The organism is Haloprofundus sp. MHR1 (assembly GCF_005155585.1).
GTDB classification, from domain to species: domain Archaea; phylum Halobacteriota; class Halobacteria; order Halobacteriales; family Haloferacaceae; genus Haloprofundus; species Haloprofundus halophilus.
On the sequence record NZ_CP039833.1, the window covers coordinates 2,763,486 to 2,786,497 of the forward strand.

The following is a 23,012-nucleotide window of genomic DNA, read 5'->3' on the forward strand; positions in this document are numbered from 1 at the left end:
CGCACGCTCGACTGTCGAACGAATCGACTCAGCGCCGAGATGTCGTCCCGCGAGTGAGGCCGAAGGCCGAACGAGCGGCCGTTTTCGGTCCAGCTTTTTGCGAGGAGCGGTCCCGCTTCGCGGGACCCGACGAAGTAAAACGGTGGATGGGCGCTGCAGGATTTGAACCACGGTCGTTCCGCTCGCTTCGCTCACTCCCTGATTCAAACCCTTCGCGGTAGATGCTTCTCCGCGTACTTCGTTCGCGGAAGAACCATGGGCGCTGCAGGATTTGAACCCACGGCAACTTGGTCCGAAGCCAAGCACTCTGTCCAGACTGAGCTAAGCGCCCTTCACTCTACTCGAATACGGCGGAGTGTTTAAATGCCGTGGTTTGCCGTCACGCTCACTTCGCGCGATTTATCAGCGCCGGTGTAACAGTCCATGCTATGTCTCTCGGCGAGCGCCTCCGCGGTTTGCTCGACCTTACCCGACCGGGCAACACCGTCGCGGCCGCCCTGCTGACGGTGACCGGCGTGTTCGTCGCCGCCCCGGAAGCGATACTCGGCGGGCAGCGAGAGGCGTTGGCTGCGGTCGCGGCGACGGCCTGCGCGACCGCCGCGGGCAACGCCGTCAACGACTACTTCGACCGCGAAATCGACCGCATCAACCGCCCCGACAGAGCGATTCCGCGCGGGGCGGTGTCGCCCCGGGGTGCGCTCGTCTTCAGCCTCGCACTGTTTCTGGCCGCCGTCGTCGCCACCGCCGCGCTCCCGTTCGTCGCCATCGCCATCGCGGTGACGAACTTACTGGCGCTCGTCGCGTACACGAAACTGTTCAAGGGGCTTCCGGGCGTCGGCAACGCCGTCGTCGCGTACCTCACCGGAAGCACGTTCCTGTTCGGCGCGGCGTCCGTCGGATGGGTCTCCGACGCCCTCGTGTTGTTTCTGCTCGCCGCGGTTGCGACGTTCACCCGCGAAGTCGTCAAGGACGTCGAAGACGTCGATGGCGACCGAAAGCAGGGGCTCCGGACGCTCCCCATCGTCGTCGGCGAGCGGCGCGCGCTGTGGATCGGCGTCGCGGCGATAGCGCTCGCCATCTTGGCCAGCCCCGTTCCGTACGTCTCCGGGACGCTCGGAATCGTCTATCTCGTGCTCGTGGTCCCGGCCGACGCGCTCATGCTCGGGGCCGCGCTCCAGTCGTTTCGCGACCCCAGCGCCGGACAGCGACGGCTGAAACTCGGGATGTTTCTGGCCGCCGGCGCGTTCATCGCCGGACGAGCGACCGGGTCGCTGCTGTGAACGGCGGGGCGGTGGTTCCAATCAAAAAGAATAATATCGGCACACTATATGGTCTCACCATCTTATGACTCCGGGTGAGGTGTTGCGCCCTGCCGACAGCGACCCCCGACTCGAACGTCCGGTGGTGAGCGGCGCGGATGTATGACCTCTCACCGGCACTCGACGGGGCCGTCGACCCGGGGACGAACCTGTTGGTTACGGGGCCGCCACTCACCGGGAAGCGCGCGCTCACGCTAGATATCCTCGCCGCCGGTGCAGACGCCGGCGACGGCAGCATCTTCGTGACCACCAAAGACAGCGCCGCGCGGGTCCTCGATGAGTTCGGCGACAGAGCCGTCTACGAGGACCGCCCCGTCGCCGTCGTCGACTGTGTCACCCGGCAGCGCGGCGTCGGTGACGTCCGAGACGACGGCCGGGTGAAGTACACCTCTTCGCCCGTCGACATGACGGGCATCGGTATCAAGCTCTCCGAGTTCCTCCAGACGTTCTACGCCGACCAGCACGTCGAGCGAAACCGCATCGGCGTCCACTCGCTCTCGACGCTCCTGATGTACTCGAACCTCCAGACCGTCTTTCGCTTCCTGCACGTCTTCACCGGGCGAATTCAGAGCGTCGACGGTCTGGGGCTGTTCTGCATCGACTCGACGGTTCACGACGACCGGACGCTGAACACGCTCAAGCAGTTGTTCGACGGCATCGTCGTCACCAGCGAGGACGCACCGCCGACGCTCCGTCTCTGAATCGCGTCTCCTCTGCGCCAAGGCTTTTGCTCGCAGGGCGGCAACCGTCTATCTATGCCCATCACCGACGACGAGGGACTGCGAAGGCTACTCGAACACGACACCGTCGCGGTCGTCGGGTGTTCGTCGACGCCCGGGAAAGACGCCCACGACATCCCGGCGTACCTCCGGGACCACGGCTACGACGTGATTCCGGTCAACCCCTACGCCGACGAGATTTTCGGCCGGGAGGCGTACGACTCGCTGGCAGACGTCGAGGAGGAAGTCGACCTCGTCGACGTGTTCCGCCCGAGCGAGGAAGTCGCGGGTATCGTCGACGACGTCGTCGCCCGCAAGGAGGAACGCGGCGACGTGAAAGCCGTCTGGCTGCAGCTCGGTATCACCGACGACGAGGCGGCCGCCCGCGCCGAATCGGCGGGGCTCGAAATCACCCAAGACCGCTGTATGAAAGTCGAACACGGCAGACTGGTGGCGTAAACGCGGGCCGCGGGCGACGGAAGCGGAACCACCGCGCTCATCTTCCCGCCGACGCTACCGTCCAGTATGAGACCGTTCGAGTCGCTGCCAGACCGGGCGCTGACCGACGCCGAACTGCGAGCGCTCCGCGAGAGCGACGCCATCACCGAGGCGGCCCCGATGGCGCTCGTCGCCCACGAACCCGGAATTAGACTGCTCGCGCTCCAGCGAGACGAGACGCTGTACGGACTCGGGTACGACCCCGAGGAGGGGTGGACCGTCGTCACCGAACGACGGGCCGACGACCCGAAAGACCTCGAAGCGGTGCGCGACGTCCTCCGCGGGTGGGCCGACGGCGTGTATCGGGACGCGACCCACGTCGACTGACCGCTCCGGCGACCGCCTATTTTACCGACCTCCTACTCCGTCGACCGCAGTTCGAGACGTTCGACCAACTCGTCGCTCACACCCGTCAGGTGGGCGGTGCCGAAGACGGCGACGAGCACGCCGCCGAGCGTGTTGTAGAAGAGGTCCAACACCGTGTCGTCGAGGCCGTACTGGGTGAGGATGGTGCCACCCCCGAGGAGGTAGCCGACGACGGAGATGTAGAACTCCAGCAGTTCCCAGAGCACGCCGAACGCCATGACGAACATCAGCAAGTAGACGAACAGGAATCGAGAGGGCATGCTGATGGCGTCGGTGTACTCGTCGAACGCTCGAAGCGTCGCGTAGGCGGCACCGGCCACGAGCGACGACGACAGCGCGTGCGTCATGTGGTCCCACCACCACGTCGCGCCGTAGGGGCTGAGAAAGTCAAGCGCCGGAAGGGGAACCGTCCCGAACGCGTGCAGGAACATGGCGACGGTAATCCACAGCACCAGGGCGACGTCCATCGTGAAGTCGTACCGGCGGTTCAGCGCCGCCGGGAGGAACGTGACCGCGAGGCCGACGCCTGCGTTGACGGTGATGCCGGAGTGCCCCAGCCAGAGACCCAGCGCGAGGATGAGTGCCATACACAACTGGAGTACCCTGACGAGAACGCCTTGGTTCCGCGTCGAGAGGTGCAGCCGAGTCCGGACGCTCATGCGAACTCACCGCCGGCATCTGCGACGGCTGTCTCGGCAGCGTCGGTCTGGTCGCGTCCGAGTCGCCGCCGGAACGTCCGCCTGAAGGCCAGTCCGGTGCCAACCCCACCGAGCGCCGCGGCGGTGAAAACCGTCATCAACTGGTCGTTCGAGTCGACGAACGCCGTCCCGAACACCGACGCCGACGCCGCCGACCCGACGGCCCAGAGTCCGGTCACCGCCAGCGTGGCGATGGTGACGAAGACGACGGCGAACGAGGGCGTCATCCGAAGCGTCGTCGTCATCTGCAGCGCCACGACGCCGAGCAGCGCGAGTGTGGCGAGACCGACGCCGACGAGAACGTCTGCGACGAAGTCGAGTCCGAACAGGCCGAGCGCCTGCGGAAGCGACGCGAGAAACACCAGCGGCCACGGCATCGCGTGCGTCCACGAGCGGTCGACGAGCGCGGGCACTACTGCGACCGCGACCGCGACACCGGCTATCGCTGCCTGTGCGAACAGGTTCTGCAAGACGCTTCCGACGACGGTCACGGCGAGAAGCCCGACGAGCAGCCACGCGAGTATCGCGTTCGCCCGTGTGCTTCTCACGAACCAGTTCGGTTGCAATTGCTGACTCATCGACGAGTATCCTCCACCAGATTCCGGGAAACACGTATTCTGTCCCACCGAAGTCTGTGTAGTTGCCGTCACTACGTCGGCCACAACAATCAACAATCTGCCACTTCTTCGAGACTGTCGCCGTTCCGTGTCGGTCGATACGGACGCTCGTCGCGGCCGATTTTCGACCCGACGACGGTTCCCCGTTCACCCGAGGAGATTGTCGAGCGTCAAGACGACGAAGAGGAGAAGCACCGCCTCCGAGACGACCCACGAGTTGTCGTTCATCCAATCGCGGACCTTCGGCAGCGCGGTCTCCGCTCGGTCGCCGAGTGCGAGCACGCTGAGTGACGGAAGCGCCAGCAACAGGAGGGTGACCGCGACGAATCCCGCCGCGTCGGTCACCGGAGCGCCGTTCGCCGCGAGGAAGGTACCGACCGTCACCGAGGTGACGATGTCGGTGGGAAAGAAGCCCAAGAGAAGGAACCCCAGTTTCAGCGAGAAACGCGGCGTCGCAGTCGCCAGCGTCCCCATCCACTTCGGGGGTTCCGACACGTGGCGCGTTCGGTAGGTGTCGAACGCGACGTACACGAGGAGGGCGAGGACGACGACGTTGAGAACGGTCCGCGCTCCCGTCCCGAGGAGACTCCCACCGCCGCTGACCCTGCTTCCGAGTAAGTACGCGACGACGACGACGAGGCTGATAGAGAGCGACGCCCCGAGGACGAACGCCGCCGAATTTCGTCGCCACTGCTCGCTCGTCGCCAGAAAGATTGCGCTGAGTATCTGTGGACCCGCCACCATCACGACTGCGAGCGGAAGGACGGTGACGAGGCTCATCGGCCGTCCTCGGGTCGCTCCGATTCGGCAGTCGGTCCGAAGCGTCCGTCGTCGAGATCCCCTTCGATGCCACGCTCGAAGTCACACATTGGCAACTCCTGCGCGGAGACCGACTGTACCCTCCGCTGTCGTTGGAGAGTACGTCCTGTCATACCAGAGAGAGAATCGCCCACCAGAAGAATGAATGTTCTCAACGGACGGCGAGTCGGTAAATCGCACGCCCCGATAGGTCAGCAGCAGAAAACCACACAACGGAACGGTCAGCGAGTCAGCCTTCCCACTCCTCGAACGACCCGTAGACGCCCTTCGAGAGGTAGCGCTCGCTGGAGTCCGGGAAGACGGTTACGACGGAGTCGTACGGCGCGTCGATTTCACCCGACCGAATTCCTTCGGCCACGTCGCGCGCGACGAGGGAGTTGGCGGCCGCGCTGGAGGCGACGAGGTGCCCTTCCTCGGCGGCGAGTCGCTGCATCTCCGCGTGGGTGTCTCGGTCGGCGACGGCGACCACGTCGTCGACGAGTTCGGGGTCGAACAGTTCGTTCGTGCTCGGGTCGTGCGTGCCGATTCCTTCGGTTTTGTACTCGCCTTCCTCGGCGGCTATCCCTTTGAACGTCCGGTAGAGCGACCCCTGCGGTTCGACGGCGACGACGTACGTGTCGGGGTGCAGCTCGCGACCGTACCGGGCCATCCCCATGAGCGTCCCCGCGGTGCCGCAGCCGGCGACGATAGCGCCGATTTCGCCGTCGAGGGCGTCGTACACTTCGGGACCCGTCGTCTCGTAGTGGGCTTCGGCGTTGAGAGGGTTCGAGAACTGCTGGGGGACGACGGCGTCGTCGAGTTCCTCGGCGAGTTCGTGGGCGCGGTCGATGGCGCGACCCATCCCGTCCTCGCTGGGGGTGTTGACGACCTCCGCACCGAGCGCGCGCATCAACTGCTGTTTCTCGACGCTGAAGCGCTCGGGAACGACGAAGACGGCGTTCAGGTCGAGCTGCCCCGCGGCGACGGCGATGCCGATGCCGGTGTTGCCCGCCGTCGGTTCGACGACCGTCCCGCCGGGGGATACGTCGCCGCGTTCGAGCATCCGTTCGAGCATGTACTTGCCGATGCGGTCTTTGATGCTCGCACCGGGGTTGAACGACTCCAGTTTGGCGTAGACGGGCACCGTCTCCGGCGCGGCGTGCACCGAGACGAGCGGCGTCTCGCCGATGGCCTCCAGCACCGAATCGAGCGGAGCGGCGTGGTTCGTCATGCGCTGGCAAAAGTTGCCCCCGAACCTTAGTGTTGTTATCGCTCACGGTTCGGCAGTGCGGCGGTGCGACGGTCCGGTGATGGGGCGGTTCGAAGATACGGGGGTCCGGCGATGCGGCGGCTCGGCGACGCGCAGAGTGACACCTTCGTACGGGTGGCACCCTCGGATAGCGTCACGCCTTCGGACGGCTCACGCGCTGTCGGAGGTGGTCGCGCCGTTCTCCTGGGCGGAGGCGTCGTCGTCGGGGACTTCCGTCTCGTCGGAGTCCGACGTCCCGTCGCCGGACTGCTCGGCCTCGGCGTTTGCGATGCGTTCGGCTTCGGTGATGTGCGCCTCGGCGGTCACCGAGTCCACGTCGACGTCCAGTTCGTCGGCGACCGCTTCGAGAATCGCGCGCTGTTCGGCGACTTCCGTTTCGAGACTGGCGACGCGAGCCTTCGTCTCGGCGACGGTGTCCTGCGTGGCTTTCACCTGTTCGCGGACCTCGTTGAGCCGTTTGTACACGTCCTCACCCATGTCGGCGACTTTCTGTAGCGTTCGTGCCGTACTTCCGAGTCCCATACGGTGTTCATGCGTCCGCTGCTTTGTGTGCGTTCCGACTCGCGTCGGTCTCCCCGCCCTCGATGACGCCGAGAACGACGAGCGGAGGGCTTTTGCGACCGCCGCGTGAGTGTTCGCCATGGATAGGCCTCGCATCCTGTTGACGAACGACGACGGCATCGAGAGCGTCGGGTTCGTCGCGCTGTACGACGCGCTCTCGACGGTCGCCGACGTCACGGCCGTCGCTCCCGCCGACGACCAGAGCGCGGTCGGTCGGCAACTGTCACGTCGCGTCGACGTGGCCGAACACGAACTGGGCTACGTCATCGAGGGAACGCCCGCCGACTGCGCCGTCGTCGGCCTCGAATCGCTCTGTCCGGACGCGGACATGGTCGTCGCCGGCTGTAACAAGGGCGCGAACCTCGGCGCGTACGTCCTCGGTCGCTCCGGAACCGTCAGCGCCGCCGTCGAAGCCGCGTTCTTCAGCGTGCCGGCCATCGCCGTCTCGTTGTACATCCCCGCCGGCGAAGTGTCGTGGGAGGAGGCTGCGACGGAACCCGACGACTTCCGGGAAGCGACCGACGCCGCCGTCTATCTCGTCGAGAACGCGCCCGAGGCGGGCGTCTTCGAACAGGCCGAGTACCTGAACGTCAACGCGCCGCTGCCGGGCGACGACCCGGCGCCGATGCAGGTCACCCGCCCGTCGACGATGTACGAGATGACCGCCGACCACGACAGCGAGAACGGGCACATCACCCTCACCGACAACGTCTGGACGCGGATGCGAAACGACGACATTCCGGACCCCGACGGCACCGACCGGCGCGCCATCGTCGACGGGAAAGTCAGCGTCTCGCCGCTGACCGCGCCGCACACGACCGAACGCCACGAATCGCTCGACGGGTTAGCGGTGTCGTATCGGCGGTGACATCCCTGGACGACTCTGAGGCGGCAGATGAGGCGGCGCCTACAGAGACTCGTCTCGAACGCGTTCGACGTGTCGGCCGATACGCTCGAGCCCTTCCTCCAGTTCGTCGGTGTGCAGGCCGAAGCCGAGTCGGAATCGGTCGGGGTAACCGAACACGTCACCCGGCGCGAGAACGACGCTCTCGGCTTCGAAGACGGACCGACAGAACTCCTTGCCCGATTCGAACCCGTCCGGAACCGTCGGGAACGCGTTGACGCCGACCGGTTCGAACCACTCCAGGTCGTACTCCTCGACGAACGCCGCGACGCGCTCTCGGTTCCGTCTCGCGTGCTCGCGGTTCTCGCGGAGAATCTCGTCCTCCTGTTCGCCGAGCGCCTGCTTGGCGACGTGCTGGCCGAGCATCGGCGGCGAGATGGTCGTGTAATCCTTCCACTTCCGGACCGCGTCGGCGAGTTCGGGGTGGGCGACGACCCAGCCGAGTCGCGCTCCCGCGAGGCCGTACGACTTCGAGACGCCCGCGGCCGAGATCGCGCGCGGGCCGAGCGCCGCGGCCGGGGGATGAGGGTCGTCGGCGAGCATCCGGTACACCTCGTCGACGAGCAGGTAGGCGTCGTTGTCGGCCGCGAGGTCGTACAGTGCCCGCATCGTCTCCGAGCCGAGGTACTTGCCCGTCGGGTTGCTCGGGTTCGTCAGGACGACGAGTCGAGTCTCCTCTCGCATCGCGTCGGCGACGGCGTCGACGGAGAGGTCCCACTCCGGCGGTTCGGTTCGAAGTTCGGTCACCGACCCGATGGAGTCGGGGACGCTCTTGAGCGACTGGTACGTCGGCGAGACGACGACGGTGTGGTCGCCCTCCTCCAACAGCGCCATGAACGTCAGGTAGTCCGCCTCCTGCGTGCCGCAGGTCAGGACGACTTCGTCGGCGCTTCGGCCGTACCGCTCGGCGATATCGGCTCGGAACTGCGGGTCGCCGTCGGTGGGGATGACGTAGCCGAGTTCGCCCACGTCGAGGTCGAATCGGTCGACTGGGAGACTTCTGACGCCGCTCTCGGCGAGCATCAGGTCAGCTTGCGGTTCGTACTCGTCGAGCCAACGCTCCAACTCGAACGGCGGAAGTTCCATGCGGACGAGACGGAGAGCCGGTAGTTACCAGTTCTGGCTGCGGCGGAATGTGCTCTCGGCAACGGCGACCACAGGCACGGTTTGCCGGATTGTCCGAGGTTCTTCGGACCGGAATCCGACTAACCGGTATGCAGCGGCGATTCGTTCACCTGTTACAGCGCAACGCAAACCACGCGGAGTCGTTCCGGTCACGGTTCGACGACGTACAGGACTCCCAACACCCCGAGGCGGTCACCGTCTGCTGTTCGGACTCCCGCGTCCTCCAGGACCAGATTTGGGGGAACGAGGAACCCGGCCACATCTTCACCTGCAGCAACATCGGCAACCGCGTCGTTCAGCGGACCGACACCGGCGACGTCGTCTCCGGCGACGTGCTCTATCCCATCGCCCACACCGGAACCGAGCTCGCGGTCGTCGTCGGCCACACCGGGTGCGGCGCGGTCACGGCGACGTACGACGCCCTGACCGACGGCGTCTCCGACGCTCCCGGCATCGAACACTGCCTCGACGTTCTGAAACCGCGCCTCGAAGCGGGCGTCGACGCGCTTCCCTCGGACGTCGAGCGCGCGGAGGCGATAAACCGACTCGTCGAGTACAACGTCGACAGACAGGTCGAGTTCCTCGTCGAGAGCGACGACGTGCCCGAGAGCGTCGATGTCGTCGGCGTCGTCTACGACTTCCAGGACGTCTACTCGGAACGACGCGGCGAGGTCCACGTCGTCAACGTCGACGGCGAGACGGACGTCGAGACGCTCAAACGGGAGCATCCGGACGTCGAATCGCGTATCGACCGTCTGTGGGAGTACTGAGTACGACCGACTCCGGCACACGTGCGGCGGAACGGGTATGTTTCGGCCTGCCGGCGTAGCGGCAGGCTCGCGCTCACGCACGTCAAGAGCGACGGCGATTTACCGGGGACGTGCGGAGTAGGGGGTAGATGTCCTCGAAACGGTGGCTCCAGCGAAATCAGGTCGCCGTCTACGCGGTGTTCGTTCTCCTCGCGGTCGCCGTCGGACTCGGTCGCCCCGACTCGGTTCCGTTCCTCGAACGGCTCATCGACCCGGTGTTGGCCCTCCTGCTCTACGTGACGTTTCTCGAAATCCCGTTCGTTCGGCTCCGGCGGGCGTTTCGGAACGGCCGATTCGTCGCGGCGGCACTCGGGTTGAACTTCCTCGTCGTCCCTGTCGTCGTCTGGGGACTGACTCGATTCCTCCCGCAGCGGCCAGTCGTCCTCGTCGGCGTGTTTATGGTACTTCTGACGCCGTGTATCGACTACGTCATCACCTTCACCGAACTCGCCGGCGGCGACGCCGAGCAGATCACCGCGACGACGCCCGCCCTGATGCTCGTCCAACTGCTGTTACTCCCGGCGTTCCTGTGGCTGTTCATGGGAGAGGAGGTCGCGGAGGTCATCAAACCGGGGCCGTTCGTCGAGGCGTTTCTCGTCATCATCGCGCTCCCGCTGACGCTCGCGTGGCTCACCGAACTCTGGGCGGAACGGTCGTCGAAGGGAGCCGTATGGCAGGAGACGATGGGGTGGTTGCCGGTGCCGATGATGGGCGCGACGCTGTTCGTCGTCATCGCCTCGCAACTGCCTCGGGTGCGCAACTCCATCGACCAGATTGCGTCCGTAATTCCGGTGTACGTGGTCTTCCTTCTGATTATGCCGGTACTCGGACGACTCGCGGCGGAGGGCCTCCGGATGGACGTCGGCGAGAGCCGGGCGCTCGTGTTCACGTCGGTCACCCGTAACTCGCTGGTCGTACTGCCGCTCGCGCTCGCGCTCCCGGCCGGTTACGGACTCGCACCGGCCGTCGTCGTGACGCAGACGCTCGTCGAACTAGTCGGAATGGTGGTGCTCACGCGCGCCGTCCCGGCGTGGCTCGTCCCCGTTCGGAGTTCGTCGAACGCCTCGTAGGTCGAACGCCTCCGAAGCGGACTCTTCGGGTTCGAGGGTGGACGTTTCGTTCCCGACTTTCACTCAGTCGACGGTCGAATCATCGATATCCTTTCCGTGGACTCGTACCGTCGAAATACGGGCCCCCTCGACGCTCGTCACCTCGACGACGGAGCCGTCGATCTCGACGCGGTCGCCGAGCGCCGGCGCGCGGTTGAGTCGTCCGAGCACCAACCCTCCGATCGTTTCGACCTCCTCGCTTTCGAAGTTCCCTTCGAGAGCGTCGTCGACTTTCGACAACGGGACGCCCCCGTCGATGTCGTACCCCCCGTCGTCGCGCGGGCGTATCGAAGGCTCGCGCTTGTCGAGGTCGAACCCGTCCCGGAGGTCCCCGACGAGGGCCTCGACGATGTCTTCGACGGTCGCAACCCCCTCGAACGCTCCCCACTCGTCGATGACGCCGGCTATCTGCTGGCGGTCATCCCTGAACTGTCTCAGGAGGTCGCTGATCGTCATCGTCTCCGGAACGATGAGAATCTCGTGGGCGATGTCGCCGACTCTCTCGGCGTCCCCGCCGTCCACCTCCGCTCGCAGCACGTCCTTGACGTCCACGAATCCGACCACTTGGTCGCCGTCGTCGGCGTCCAGAACCGGGTAACGCGTGTGACCGGCCTCGAAGACGATCGACTGAAGTTCGGGTAACGAGGCGTCCGCCGGAACGCTCACCACGTCCGGTCGTGGGACCATGACCTCCCGTACTACGATGTCGTCGAGGTCGAAAACGCGCTCGATCATCGTCACCTCCGCCACGTCGATGTTTCCTTCCTCGCCGGACCGGGTGAGTACCCGAAGAAGCTCCCGCTCGCCGAGCGTCTCGTCCGTTTCGGAGGCGGGCGGTACACCGATCGACCGCGTGAACGCGTTGGCCGCTCCGTTGAAGACGACGATCCCCGGATAGAGGACGTAGTAGAAGAACTTCATCGGCGGGGCGAGGAACAGCGAGAGTCGCTCCGTCTTGGCGATTGCGAGCGTCTTCGGCGCGAGTTCCCCGAAGACGACGTGGAGGAACGTGATGAAACTGAAGCCGACCGCGAAGGCGACGAGATGGATGAGACCCGCCGGGAGAACCGGTTCCAACACGGGTTCGATGAGCGACGCGACGGCGGGTTCGCCGACCCACCCCAGTCCGAGCGAGGCGATGGTGATGCCGAGTTGCGTCGTCGCGAGGTAGTCGTCGAGGTTCGTCATCACTTCTTGGAGCGTCCCAGCACCGGCCCGTCCCTCCTCGGCGAGCCGGTCGACCGAGGTTCCTCGAATCCGAACGAAGGCGAACTCGGCGGCGACGAAAAAGCCGTTCAGCACCACGAGAAGCAGCGCAAGTACGAGCTGTGTCACCGAGAGCACGACGTCTACCATCGGGGCCTCCGGAACGTACTGCTGTTCGATTGTAGCGTGTCCATAGCTACGTATCTCGTTCCAAGGACAAAAACTATCTAAACAGTCGACGGATGAGCGACACCCCTCGCGGACGACCCGAACCTCCCGTCGTTCCGCGGGTGAACCAGCGTCGTGGCCCGTCGAGACTGTCGCGTTCCACCGTACGCGACTCCCCTGCAACGAGAGCGGAGCCGAAGTCGGGCCGCTACTGGCTACGTTTCGAGGCGATCCGGGCGAGGAACTCCCGTACCGCCGTCGAGAAGAAGTCGGGGTTGTCGATGTTGGAAGCGTGACCAGCGTCCGGAATCACGGTGAACTCGACGTCTGCATTGGTGAGTTCCTCCGCGAGTCTCCCGTGCATGTCCCGAAGCACCGCTGGCAAATCCTCTCCGTGCATAACTAATGTCGGGACAGTAATCTGTGACGCGTCGAGGTCACTGTTCGGGAAGCGCGCCATCGAATTGGCGATTTTGACGAACTCCCCGTGAGATATCGTCGGCGCTGCTTCCATGAGCCGCTGCGTAGTCGTGCCGTCACCGGCGACCCCCGGTGAGAAACGATTGCCCACCCAGGTTTGGAACCGGTTCAGCGTCGTGTACCGAATAAACCGGTCGAGCAGGCCGAAGAATCGGAGATTGGCGAATATCAGCCGACCCGTAAACGGGAGCGGGGCCGCGGTGAACGTATCGGACACCACGAGGCCGGCCACCTTTTCGGGATACGTCGCGGCGTACATCTGGGCGATACAGCCGCCCATCGAGAGCCCACAGAGAACCGGGTTCTCGACGTTTAGCGCCGCGAGAAGCGCATCGAGGTCCGCCGCGTACAACTCCATGGTGTACGAGTCGCGGTCGGAGCCACCGGTGTGCCCGTGACCGCGCACGTCGTACGCGACCACGGTGTACTCGTCACCGAGTGCCTCCATCTGCGGTTCCCACTCGCTGGCGCTCATCGCCATGCCGTGGATGAAAACGATGGGAGGACCGTCCCCGCGACGCACGTAGTACGTCTCGATGTCGTTCGTTCGAACAGTTCCCGACTCGCTTGTAGCAGAGCTCTCGATAAGACGATTCCCTACACGTTCCGTCTCGGCGCCGAGGTTCTGTTCTTCCATCCGAGTTGTAGGTTGCCGGTGGGGATAACTCCGTCAGTGACTGCGTTTCACCAACCGAGGAACGGAAAGACGACAGCCGGAAGGAGAATCGGCCAATCACCCGGTGTCGGAGGATACGAAACGCTCGCGTTCGGCTACCTACTGCTCCGTTGCTCCACCTTGTTCAGGTTCTCAACTGGTGTTACAGATTTTAGCTATTTTGCCGCTTTCTTCCCAGCGTCCGAAATGACGGTGGGTAACGCAAGTTCTCTCTGGAACCTACGATGGGGTTCGCCGTTCGAGCGCCAGTTTAACTCCAAATCCGACGAGAACGCTGCCGCTGGCCACGCGAAGGACAGTTTTCACGAATTCACGCTCAGTAATCACTCGTCGTGCTCGCGCAGAGAAGACCGCGAGTATCGCTTGATAAACGAATCCGAGACTCGCAAACAACACGCCAAGCGAGAAAATCTGTAGGGCGGAAGAACTTCCCGGCTGAACGAACTGTGGAAGGAAGGCGAGGAAAAACACTGCCACCTTCGGATTCAAGACGTTAATCAGCAGGGCGCTTCGGAACGACTCGCTCGGCGTGTAGCTGGTGCTGTCTGGTGTAATTTCGAATTCTTCCGAACTCCTGAACGCCTGAACGCCGAGATAAACGAGATACGCCGCACCGACGAATTTGACGACAGTAAACGCCAACGCGGACGTTTGCAGAATTGCCGAAAGCCCGAGCACGGCGGCCGCCGTGTGTACGATACTCCCCGTCGAAGACCCGAGCGCGGCCGTGACACCGGCGGTGCGTCCGTCGCTGATACTCCGAGTTAGCGTGTAGATACTATCTGGCCCGGGTGAAACGATGAGAGCGATTGCGACGGAAATGAACGCAAGGACGGTGCTTGGTTCTAACATGCACTAGCGGTCGAGAGTAGATACCTTAAAATTGAATCACTATACCGCCCGTTTTGAACAAAGTTCGAGACGATTACTGCGTTAGTTAGGCGTACTCTGACCGCCGTCGCGGTACCGTTTCGGCTAGATTCGAGAATCGGGCGAACGTTTTGTTATATGCTACCTGCTCTCGCGCTGCTCAACCTTGTTCAGCTCTATGAGCAACCGGAAGATCGCCTTCACCAGATTCGCGTCCACCTCGAACGTCTCGGCGTTCTCGCCGGCGCGCTCCATCACCTTGTCCTCCTGGGCTTCGTCGGTCGTCGGCAGATTCTGCTCGTCTTTGACCTGCGCGATGGTGTCGGCGACGTACGTTCGCCGGGCGATGAGTTCGACGAGTTCGCGGTCGATATCCTCTATCTCCTCGCGGAGTTCGTCGAGGTTCATCTCGTCGGGTTGCGGTCGGGTCGGGTCGGTCTCTGTGAGTTCGTCAGTCATGGATGCGTGCTCCGTCAGGTCGTGTTCCGGTCGAAATCGTCGTTCCGGGCCGTTCCTCCCACCGCTTCTGGACGCGTTCGAGCGCCGCCGCGTCGCCGACGGCGACGACGCTGGGGCCGGTCCCCGACAGAGAGACGCCGGCCGCGTCGGGCAGCGCCTCCACCGCGGGTTCGGCCGAGAATCCGAGTGCCGCCGAGAAGGCGAGGCCGTTGACGGTCATGGCCTCGGTGTACCGGCCCGCGAGCGCGAGGTCGGCTACCGTGTCGGCGACGGACGCGATTCGGGTACAGCGGTCGGCGTCGGCGTCGGCGCTGTAGGCGCGTTCCGGCGGCGTCCAGACGAGAACGTCCCAGTCCACCTCGTCGCGGGCGAGCAGTTCGTCCTCGCGGTTGTCGGTGACGGTGACGCCGCCGAGCATGCTCGCGGAGGCGTCGTCGAACGCCCCGGTCACCGTCACACCGGCGTCGCGGGCCGCCTCGACGCCGATTCGGCAGGCTTCGAGCCGTGTCACCGTCGAGTTATCCGCGTCGCCACCGTCGTCGACCTCGACATCGAGTGCCGAGAGCGTCGCCAACACCGTCGCGTTGGCGGCGGCGCTGGAACTCTTCAGTCCGGCGGCCATCGGAACGTCGCTCTCGGTGCGGACGGTTCCGCCCTCGCCGTCGCCGAACCCGTCGACGCAGCGTTCGACGCAGCGCTCGACGAGTCGCGTGTCGGCGTCGGGGTCCTCGGCGACGGCTCCGCGGACGACGCCGGAGTCGTCGAGTTCGACGGACGCGCGCGTCTCGACGTCGATAGCGAACGCGGAGCCGACACCCGTCGCGAGCGCGTTCAGGACGGTTCCCGCCCCGAGGGCGGACGCACGGCCGTGCATAGCGAGAGGCGGCGACGAACCGCATTAGGTGTGGCGGTCGATGCTGATTTCGCTTCTATCCGGGGGAACCGCGCCGCCGAGGCGCGACGCTTTTCCCACCTCCGTCTCTACCTCGGGTATGAGCGCGCGAAACGACGTCCCTCCGAGTACGCTCGGCGTCGAACTCCTCGACATCGGCATCGAGGTGGAGTATCTCGACGGCCGAACGACGCTGTACCGCGGCGTCCCGAAGAAACACGGCGGGCCGCTCCGCACCGGTCCCGGAAAGGAGACGCACGTCCTCGTCACCGACCCCACCGAGACCGAGGGCGTGATGATGTACGTCAACGACCTGAAGACGCACGACGACATCCTCGACGACAGCGGCGTCGGTCGAATCATCCTCGGCGACGGCGACGAGGAGGAGCTGTTCCCGGGCGTCGTCGTCCGCCGCGTCGGCGGGATGCGCACCGAGGTCGAGGCCGACCCGGAGGTCGCCCGCGGCCGCGTCTTCGTCTTCGTCGAGGACGACTGGGGCGAGCAGAGCTTCGAGTTAGTTTCGGAGGAGTAGTCGGCCCGACAACCGGAGCTGCGGCGGTTCGCTGCAGGCGCGGCGGTTCACTGCAGGTACGGCGATTCATTGCAGGTACGGCGGTTCACTGCAGGTACGGCGGTTCACTGCAGGTACGACGGTTCCTCTGCGTCGCAACTCGACTCGTGCTGTTTCGCGTCCGTCTCGTTCTCGAAGAGGAACCCGCACATCTCGCATTCGTACCACGTCATCTCGTCGCGTTCTGTCGTGGCGACCATACGCTGAGAGAGGGTAGCAATAGACAAATGCGTTACTCGGCGGGAGTCACGATACCGCGGCGCGACAGTCCCGCCGTCGGCGCCGACGACGCCGGTGACCGGTCGTTTCGACGGCCACCCGTGAGGAAGGGTAAAGAGCCGTCACTGCAAAGGCGGTTACATGAGCGACGACTCGGGCATCGAACTCACGGTCCGCGCCGCAGAGAAGCGCGACGCCGGCCGTGGCATCGCCCGCCTTCCCGACTCCGCTCGACGGACGCTCGGCGTTCTCAGCGGCGACACCGTCGTCATCGAAGGCGAACGCGAGACGGTCGCCAAAGTGTGGCCCGCCGGTCCGACCGCCCCCGCCGGCACCGTCCAGGTCGACGCCGACACCCGCACCAACGCCGGTGCGAAAGTCGGGGAGACCGTCCGCGTACGGAAGGTCGCCGTCGAGACGGCCCGCTCGGTGACTATCACCGCCGCCGCGAGCGTCGGTACCGACGACGAAGACCTCCTCCGCCGCATCCTCAAGCGCGCACTGCTCGACCGCCCCCTCCTCCAAGGCGAGCAGGTGCACGTCGAACAGCTCGGCGACGCGCCGTTCGTCGTCAGCGAGACCAGTCCCGACGGCACCGTCCGCATCGCCGATTCCACGACCGTTCGCGTCGACGTCGAAGCTGACCAGAGCGGAAGCGACGTGTACCGTCCTACCGACCGCGACGCCGGGCGCACAGCCGGTTCGGGAGCCGGAGCCGGCTCCGACGCGGATTCCGACACCGGCGCGAGCGCCGCACCCGCGCCTGTCAAGCCGGCAACCGGAATCAACTACGAGGACATCGGCGGGCTGGACGAGGAACTCGAACTCGTCCGCGAGATGATAGAGCTCCCCCTCTCCGAGCCGGAGGTGTTCACTCGCCTCGGCGTCGAACCGCCGAAGGGCGTCCTGCTGTACGGCCCGCCCGGAACGGGCAAGACGCTCATCGCCAAGGCCGTCGCCAACGAGGTGGACGCGCACTTCGTCACCATCTCCGGCCCGGAGATAATGTCGAAGTACAAAGGCGAGTCCGAGGAGCGCCTCCGCGAGACGTTCGAGGAGGCCCGCGACAGCTCGCCCGCAATCGTCTTCTTCGACGAGATAGACTCCATCGCCCCCAAACGCGACGAGGGCGGCGACGTGGAGGACCGCATCGTCGGCCAGTTGCTCTCGCTGATGGACGGACTGGAAGCCCGCGGCGAGGTCATCGTCATCGGCGCGACGAACCGCGTCGACGACCTCGACCCGGCGCTGCGCCGCGGCGGGCGGTTCGACCGGGAAATCGAAATCGGCGTCCCCGGCGAGACGGGTCGGCGCGAGATTCTCGACGTTCACACGCGGAACATGCCGCTTGCCGACGACGTGGACCTCGACCGCATCGCGTCGCGGACCCACGGCTTCGTCGGCGCGGACCTCGAATCGCTCGGCAAGGAGGCGGCGATGATCGCGCTCCGTCGCTCGCGGGAGGGGACGGACCCCGTCGCACTCGACGACCTCGAAATCACCCGCGCGGACTTCGAGGGCGCGATGGCGGCCGTCGACCCGAGCGCGATGCGCGAGTACGTCGCCGAGACGCCGACGACGACGTTCGAGAACGTCGGCGGTCTCGACGAGGCGAAAGCCGTGCTCGAACGCGCGGTGACGTGGCCGCTGACGTACGCCCCGCTGTTCGAGGCGGCCAACACCGCGCCGCCGTCGGGCGTCCTCCTCTACGGCCCGCCGGGGACCGGGAAGACGCTTCTCGCACGGGCAATTGCGGGAGAGAGCGGCGTCAACTTCATCCACGTCGCCGGGCCGGAGCTCCTCGACAGATACGTCGGCGAGAGCGAGAAGTCGGTGAGAGAAGTGTTCGAACGCGCTCGACAGGCTGCCCCGGCCATCGTCTTCTTCGACGAGATCGACGCCATCGCCGGCGACCGAGACATGGCGGGCGGCGACTCCGGCGTCGGCGAGCGCGTCGTCTCGCAACTGCTGACCGAACTCGACCGCCTCAGCGACAACCCGAATTTGGTGGTGCTGTCGGCGACGAACCGCCGCGACTCGCTGGACCCGGCGCTGCTCCGACCGGGCCGACTAGAGTCGCACGTCGAGGTTCCCGCGCCCGACGAGGCGGGTCGGCGCGCGATTCTCGACGTCCACGTCCGAGACAAGCCAATCGACGACGAGGTAGATTTGGACGCCGTCGTCTCGCGGATGGACGGCTTTACGGGCGCGGACATCGCGGCGGTCTGTCGGGAAGCGACGCTGTTGGCGATTCGAGACGTCGCCGACCGGTACGAGGGTGCGGAGGCGAACGAACACGCCGACGAGGTGCTCGTCACCGACGACCACTTCGACGCGGCGCTGGAAACGGTCGAACCGTCTCTCCGGTGAGCATCGAACACTACCTTCGCTTTTCGAGCACCGCTCTGTAGTACGGGTCGCCGTCGCGGCGACGAACCCCGACGACGTGCCACGGCGTCCCCACCAGCGCGTCGGCGAGTCGGTCGGGTGAAAAGAGCAGAAACGAGAGCGCCCGGCCGACTTCTCGCATAGCCCCGCTGGACTCTCCGCTCTCGCTGTCTCGGTACTCGACGTGAAACGCCCGTCGAGCGACGCCCCGCCTCGGGTCCGACCGGTAGCCGAAGAACGACTCGGCGTCGAGACGGGTCGGGTCGTAGCTGTCGACGACAGCGACGCCCGACTCGTCGGTGACGCCCGCGAGGTCCGAGAGGAACGCTCGGATACCTGCAAACGACCCGGCGAGGCCGAGTTGCGTGCCGTTGACCAGCGCCGACCGAAATCGGTCGCGGGGGAAGTCGAGCGCGAACATATCCATCACACGGGCATCGACGACGCCGCCTTCGCGGGCGGCTTCGACCGCTCCCGGACTGGCGTCGACGGCGACGACTTCGCGGTCGTCCTGGAGAAACAGCGCGTACTGTCCGGCACCACAGCCGACATCGAGCACTGGACCGTCGAGCGAGTCGAGAAGTGATTGCCATCTCTCGGGCCACTCCGTCGGCGGCGCGAAGTAGTGGTCGGCGACCTGCGCGTCGGTCCGCTCCGCGCCGTCGACGTACTCGCAGACGCCGCGAAGGCCACCCCGTCGGTAGTCGAGCATCGCGCGTCCGAGAGGGTCGGCCTCGATCGGTTGCTCGTCAACTCCGTCGAGGGGCATCGCAGGGCTCGAATCGCGTTCCGTCACAATATGTCACAGACTACCATCTGTGATAAATACGCAACGAGATTCGGTACCGGCTCCCGTGGTCGCGCCGGTCGATTGCGCTCGTCGTCGCTTATTTGTGAGTTGGTGTCACAGAGGCGGGTATGAGTGATGGCTTGCTCACCGAAAAAGCGCGGGACAGACTCACGACGACCTGTCGAACGGCCGTCGGCGACAGTTTGCGGTCGGTGACGTTCTTCAGCCGATTCGACTACGAGCAAGTGTATCTCCGAAGTGACTTGGAGCAGGACGCCGACCTGAGTTCGTTCATCGGCAACGAGTGGCACGACTTCAAGACGACGCAGGACGCCTACCACAACTCCGAGTTGGGCGAGTATCGATACACGATTCGCGTCTTCGACAACGGCTTTCTCGTCCGCATCACCACCGAGAACACGGGTGTGTTCATCACTACCGACGGCATCACGATGAAGGACTTCGAGTCGCTCGCGGCGGCCGTCGAGCCCGTTCTCGAAGACTGGGTCTGAGACGGTTACGCGGCCTCCGGCCGCGGTTATCGCCGTCTGATTCGACGGGGCCAGTTTGCAAACCTGAGAGGTGAGACGAGAAACGAAGGTCCGAGACGGAGTTCGGAGTCAGTCCCAGAACGACTGCGTCCGGGCGTACTGGCGCTCCTGGGCGAGGATGTCGCGGTAGAAGTCGTCCTCGTCCTCGCGGAGTTTGGCGATGATTCGGGCGGCGTTGTGCGGGCCGACGCCGCGGGCGGCCATGGCGACGACGGCGCGCTTGCCGTGACTCTGGACGAGACTCGCCGACCGGTACGCTCGTCGCGTCATCTTCTCCTGTTCCTCGTCTTTGTCGTTCGAGCGAACCGCCTTCACGACTTCGTCGGCCCACGGGTTCAGCGAGGCCACGCGCGTCGACCCGCAGTTCGGACACTCGGGTTGGTCGGCGACGCGTCGCACCTTCGTCTTGCGGTGCCATTCGGTGCAGTGCAGACAGAAGAGGATGACGCGGTCGTTTCGGATACGCTCCCGAATCGCCTTGATGACGCTCGCGTCGGCGTTCTCGGGGACGAGGAACTCGCGGCCGCTCGACCGTCCGGCGGCGCCGACGGGGGTTCGCTCACGGGCGACGGCGAGTTCGATATCGCCCGACTCGATGCGCCGGAGCACCTCGACCGCGCCGGGGACGTCCAAATCCCGGTGGAACACCTCCCGTACGGCTTCGTCGTAGACGGGCGTGTCTTCGAGCGCAGCGAGCAGGCGGTCCGCGCCGAAGCGGTTGTTCCCCTGGTAGCGCTTGAGCGCGCCGAACTTCGCGGCGACCTGCGCGAGCGTGAACTTCAGGGTGTCCGAGTTCTTCAGCGCGAGTTCCAACAGCCCCTCGACGTGGTCGGGGTCGGTCGACTCCAGCACCTCGACGAAATCGGCCGGTCGAACCTTCGGCGGTACCTCGAACTCGATGCGATACGGGCTGACCTCCATCCCCACGGAGGACCCGGTTCGCTGGCCGACGAGCGCCGACAGCAGCCGCCCGAGGGTCTCGTTGACCTGATGGCCGAAGCAGGCGTTGACGACGACGCTTCTCCCCTGGCCTTCGACGACGATTCGGTCGGCCGTCGGCAGCGGTTCCCCCGTCTCCGCGTGACGGTCGAGTAGCGTCATCGCCTCCGTCACCGTGTGTTCGTCGGTCGGATAGCGTCCGAGAAAATCGCGGGCGACCGACTCGACCGACGCGCCGGACTCGAACTGTGGCCCGGCGACGGCGCGCATCTCGCCGACCTCCTGGGCGACGGCCATCGGCACGGGAATCTCGCGGCCGGTCCACGAGGGAACCTCTCCGGCGGGGTTCTCGATGGGCGCGACGTTCACCCGCGTCTCCTCGTCGTCGATGTCGTTGATGCGCCACATCTCGCCGCGCTGGATGAACACCTCGCCGGGTTGCGCGAAGTTGACGACGAACCGCTCGTCGAGCGTCCCGATCTGTTTTCGGGAGCTCATGTCGTGGACCTCGTACGTCTCCTGGTCGGGAATCATCGAGAGGTTCGCGTAGAAGTACTGCCACGTCCCGCCCGATTTCTCCAGGAGGTCCTTCTCCTCGTCGACCCACAGCAGACGGTTGCCCGACAGTTCGCGGACGACCTGCCGGAACTGCTCTTCCTCCAAGTCGCGGAAGGGGTACGCCCGCCGAACCAACTCGTACGCGCCGCGGGCGCTCACCTCGCCGGTGTCCATGACGACTCCGACGATCTGGTTCGCCAGCACGTCGAGACTGCCGTGGTGAATCTCGGCGGGTTCGACGTCGCCGTCGACGGCGCGGCGAGCGATAGCCAGTGCCTCGAACGTGTCGTCGGGGTCGCTGGTGACGATAGTACCCCGGGAGACGGCGTCGCGGCGGTGTCCCGCCCGGCCGACGCGCTGGAGCAGGCGGGCGACCTCTCGGGGGCTCCCGTACTGGACTACGTGGTCGACCCGGCCCACGTCGATACCGAGCTCCATCGACGACGTGCAGATGAGCCCGTCGATGTCGCCGGCTTTGAACCGGTCTTCGATGTCGATCCGCGCCTCCTTCGAGAGCGACCCGTGGTGGACGCCGACGTTCGCGCCGAGCGTCTTGAACCGAGAGCCGAGCGCCTCGGCGGTCTGTCGAGTGTTGACGAAGACGAGCGTCGACTCGTGGTCACGAACGAGGTCACGGATCGTCCGGACGTGACTCGCTATCTCGGCGTCGGTAGCGAGCTTCCCCGCGAGACGTTCGTCTTCGGGCGTTACCTCCGGACGCGTCACGGTGAACTCGACTTTGCTTCCGACATCCACTTCGACGATTTCGAAGTCGCGGTCGCCGAATTCCGTCGACGGGCCGACCCCAACCAGAAACTTCGCGACCTCCTCGGGCGAGCCGACGGTCGCCGACAGCCCGATTCGCTGGAACGGTCCCGCGACCTCGCGGAGGCGTTCGAGGCCGACCGTCAACTGCGCGCCGCGCTTCGAGGAGGCGAGTTCGTGGACCTCGTCGACGACGACGTGTTCGACGTCCGCCAGCGCCTTTCTGAGTTTCTTCCCCGTCAGCATCGCCTGCAGCGTCTCCGGCGTCGTCACCAGCACGTCCGGCGGGTCGTCGGCCTGCTTGCCGCGCTGGTACTGCGTCGTGTCGCCGTGGCGGACCTGGATGTCGAGGTCCAGCGTCTCGCCCCACCAGTCGAGGCGCTCGCGCATGTCTCGGTTGAGCGCCCGGAGCGGTGTAACGTACAGCGCGGAGATGCCGAACGGTTTCTCGCCGTGCTCGACTATTGAATCGAACACGGGGAGCATCGCCGTCTCGGTCTTGCCAGTCCCGGTTGGGGCGATGACGAGCGCGTTCTTCCCGGCGGCCAGCGGCGGAATCGCCCGGCGCTGCGGCTCCGTCGGCGTGGTGAAGCCGCGTTCGGAGAGGGCCTCGCGCACGGCGTCGCCGAGCGCGGTGAAGGCCCGAATCCCCGTCGCGGCCTCCGACTCGGACATTAACCAGATTAG

At 65.5% G+C, this 23,012-nt stretch carries 24 protein-coding genes and 1 tRNA gene; 10 read left to right on the forward strand and 15 right to left on the reverse strand.

The features are described 5' to 3' along the window. Positions 1 to 256 precede the first annotated feature (256 nt). Positions 257 to 331, reverse strand: a tRNA-Arg gene (locus FCF25_RS14030). 97 nt (positions 332 to 428) lie between these two features. Between FCF25_RS14030 and FCF25_RS14035 the strand changes: the two genes are divergently transcribed. The 4 genes from FCF25_RS14035 (at position 429) to FCF25_RS14050 (ending at position 2,863) form a co-directional block, all read left to right on the forward strand. Continuing rightward, positions 429 to 1,280 (forward strand): geranylgeranylglycerol-phosphate geranylgeranyltransferase, encoded by an 852-nt coding sequence (locus tag FCF25_RS14035; protein ID WP_137049123.1) that lies wholly within the window; start codon positions 429 to 431, stop codon positions 1,278 to 1,280. A gap of 137 nt (positions 1,281 to 1,417) precedes the next feature. Next, positions 1,418 to 2,020 carry a recombinase RecA gene (locus tag FCF25_RS14040; RefSeq protein ID WP_117591234.1) on the forward strand — a complete coding sequence of 201 codons (603 nt, stop codon included), beginning with the start codon at positions 1,418 to 1,420 and terminating at the stop codon, positions 2,018 to 2,020. A gap of 54 nt (positions 2,021 to 2,074) precedes the next feature. Continuing rightward, positions 2,075 to 2,497 (forward strand): CoA-binding protein, encoded by a 423-nt coding sequence (locus FCF25_RS14045; RefSeq protein WP_137049124.1) that lies wholly within the window; start codon positions 2,075 to 2,077, stop codon positions 2,495 to 2,497. 66 nt (positions 2,498 to 2,563) lie between these two features. Beyond that, positions 2,564 to 2,863 (forward strand): hypothetical protein, encoded by a 300-nt coding sequence (locus FCF25_RS14050; protein ID WP_137049125.1) that lies wholly within the window; start codon positions 2,564 to 2,566, stop codon positions 2,861 to 2,863. 32 nt (positions 2,864 to 2,895) lie between these two features. Here the strand turns inward: FCF25_RS14050 and FCF25_RS14055 are convergent, their stop codons facing one another. The 5 genes from FCF25_RS14055 to FCF25_RS14080 form a co-directional block, all read right to left on the reverse strand. Further along, entirely contained in the window at positions 2,896 to 3,561 is a 666-nt protein-coding gene (locus FCF25_RS14055; protein ID WP_117591231.1) for a hypothetical protein, read from the reverse strand. Then, entirely contained in the window at positions 3,558 to 4,178 is a 621-nt protein-coding gene (locus FCF25_RS14060) for a hypothetical protein (protein ID WP_174786385.1), read from the reverse strand. Before FCF25_RS14060 ends, FCF25_RS14055 begins: the two co-directional genes overlap by 4 nt. A 186-nt stretch (positions 4,179 to 4,364) precedes the next feature. Beyond that, positions 4,365 to 4,997, reverse strand: coding sequence for a GAP family protein (locus tag FCF25_RS14065; protein WP_137049126.1), 633 nt, complete (start codon positions 4,995 to 4,997; stop codon positions 4,365 to 4,367). Positions 4,998 to 5,265: 268 nt separating this feature from the next. Then, positions 5,266 to 6,246, reverse strand: a complete 981-nt coding sequence (locus FCF25_RS14070; RefSeq protein WP_137049127.1) for a PLP-dependent cysteine synthase family protein — start codon at positions 6,244 to 6,246, stop codon at positions 5,266 to 5,268. 189 nt (positions 6,247 to 6,435) lie between these two features. Next, a complete protein-coding gene (locus FCF25_RS14080; RefSeq protein ID WP_117591227.1) occupies positions 6,436 to 6,807 on the reverse strand; it encodes a DUF5798 family protein in 372 nt (123 codons plus the stop codon). A gap of 118 nt (positions 6,808 to 6,925) precedes the next feature. On the opposite strand from FCF25_RS14080, the gene surE reads away from it, so the two are divergent. Beyond that, on the forward strand, positions 6,926 to 7,714 hold the full coding sequence (gene surE, locus FCF25_RS14085; protein ID WP_137049129.1) for a 5'/3'-nucleotidase SurE: 789 nt from the start codon (positions 6,926 to 6,928) through the stop codon (positions 7,712 to 7,714). 39 nt (positions 7,715 to 7,753) lie between these two features. Here the strand turns inward: surE and FCF25_RS14090 are convergent, their stop codons facing one another. Further along, entirely contained in the window at positions 7,754 to 8,836 is a 1,083-nt protein-coding gene (locus FCF25_RS14090) for an aminotransferase class I/II-fold pyridoxal phosphate-dependent enzyme (RefSeq protein ID WP_137049130.1), read from the reverse strand. Between the two features lie 128 nt (positions 8,837 to 8,964). Between FCF25_RS14090 and FCF25_RS14095 the strand changes: the two genes are divergently transcribed. Together FCF25_RS14095 and FCF25_RS14100 are read left to right on the forward strand one after the other, a co-directional pair. Beyond that, positions 8,965 to 9,645 carry a carbonic anhydrase gene (locus FCF25_RS14095; RefSeq protein WP_137049131.1) on the forward strand — a complete coding sequence of 227 codons (681 nt, stop codon included), beginning with the start codon at positions 8,965 to 8,967 and terminating at the stop codon, positions 9,643 to 9,645. A gap of 128 nt (positions 9,646 to 9,773) precedes the next feature. Then, positions 9,774 to 10,754 carry an arsenic resistance protein gene (locus FCF25_RS14100; protein ID WP_137049132.1) on the forward strand — a complete coding sequence of 327 codons (981 nt, stop codon included), beginning with the start codon at positions 9,774 to 9,776 and terminating at the stop codon, positions 10,752 to 10,754. Between the two features lie 63 nt (positions 10,755 to 10,817). Here FCF25_RS14100 and FCF25_RS14105 read toward each other — a convergent pair whose 3' ends face one another. From FCF25_RS14105 to FCF25_RS14125, 5 genes are all read right to left on the reverse strand, one after another. Next, positions 10,818 to 12,149: a hemolysin family protein gene (locus tag FCF25_RS14105; RefSeq protein WP_137049133.1), complete on the reverse strand. Its 1,332-nt coding sequence runs from the start codon at positions 12,147 to 12,149 to the stop codon at positions 10,818 to 10,820. A gap of 226 nt (positions 12,150 to 12,375) precedes the next feature. Then, positions 12,376 to 13,170: an alpha/beta fold hydrolase gene (locus FCF25_RS14110; RefSeq protein ID WP_394347888.1), complete on the reverse strand. Its 795-nt coding sequence runs from the start codon at positions 13,168 to 13,170 to the stop codon at positions 12,376 to 12,378. A 372-nt stretch (positions 13,171 to 13,542) separates the two neighbouring features. Then, on the reverse strand, positions 13,543 to 14,175 hold the full coding sequence (locus FCF25_RS14115) for a LysE family translocator (RefSeq protein ID WP_137049135.1): 633 nt from the start codon (positions 14,173 to 14,175) through the stop codon (positions 13,543 to 13,545). Positions 14,176 to 14,334: 159 nt separating this feature from the next. Next, complete coding sequence (locus FCF25_RS14120; protein ID WP_117591219.1) at positions 14,335 to 14,652, reverse strand: chorismate mutase; 318 nt, start codon at positions 14,650 to 14,652, stop codon at positions 14,335 to 14,337. After that, complete coding sequence (locus FCF25_RS14125; RefSeq protein WP_137049136.1) at positions 14,645 to 15,526, reverse strand: shikimate kinase; 882 nt, start codon at positions 15,524 to 15,526, stop codon at positions 14,645 to 14,647. The genes FCF25_RS14120 and FCF25_RS14125 overlap by 8 nt, the downstream gene beginning before the upstream one ends. Positions 15,527 to 15,644: 118 nt before the next feature. Between FCF25_RS14125 and FCF25_RS14130 the strand changes: the two genes are divergently transcribed. Next, entirely contained in the window at positions 15,645 to 16,076 is a 432-nt protein-coding gene (locus FCF25_RS14130) for a DUF5796 family protein (protein WP_117591217.1), read from the forward strand. A 104-nt stretch (positions 16,077 to 16,180) separates the two neighbouring features. Here the strand turns inward: FCF25_RS14130 and FCF25_RS15950 are convergent, their stop codons facing one another. After that, a complete protein-coding gene (locus FCF25_RS15950) occupies positions 16,181 to 16,315 on the reverse strand; it encodes a hypothetical protein (protein ID WP_256360026.1) in 135 nt (44 codons plus the stop codon). Positions 16,316 to 16,475: 160 nt separating this feature from the next. Here FCF25_RS15950 and FCF25_RS14135 point away from each other — a divergent pair, with 160 nt between their 5' ends. Beyond that, the gene (locus FCF25_RS14135) at positions 16,476 to 18,704 is read left to right on the forward strand and encodes an AAA family ATPase (RefSeq protein ID WP_137049137.1); all 2,229 of its coding nucleotides are present in this window, start codon (positions 16,476 to 16,478) and stop codon (positions 18,702 to 18,704) included. 10 nt (positions 18,705 to 18,714) lie between these two features. Here the strand turns inward: FCF25_RS14135 and FCF25_RS14140 are convergent, their stop codons facing one another. Beyond that, the gene (locus FCF25_RS14140) at positions 18,715 to 19,491 is read right to left on the reverse strand and encodes a class I SAM-dependent methyltransferase (protein WP_137049138.1); all 777 of its coding nucleotides are present in this window, start codon (positions 19,489 to 19,491) and stop codon (positions 18,715 to 18,717) included. A gap of 149 nt (positions 19,492 to 19,640) precedes the next feature. Here FCF25_RS14140 and FCF25_RS14145 point away from each other — a divergent pair, with 149 nt between their 5' ends. Continuing rightward, positions 19,641 to 20,024: a hypothetical protein gene (locus FCF25_RS14145; RefSeq protein WP_117591214.1), complete on the forward strand. Its 384-nt coding sequence runs from the start codon at positions 19,641 to 19,643 to the stop codon at positions 20,022 to 20,024. A 108-nt stretch (positions 20,025 to 20,132) separates the two neighbouring features. Here FCF25_RS14145 and FCF25_RS14150 read toward each other — a convergent pair whose 3' ends face one another. Continuing rightward, positions 20,133 to 23,000 (reverse strand): DEAD/DEAH box helicase, encoded by a 2,868-nt coding sequence (locus tag FCF25_RS14150; RefSeq protein WP_137049139.1) that lies wholly within the window; start codon positions 22,998 to 23,000, stop codon positions 20,133 to 20,135. Between the last annotated feature and the right edge of the window lie 12 nt (positions 23,001 to 23,012).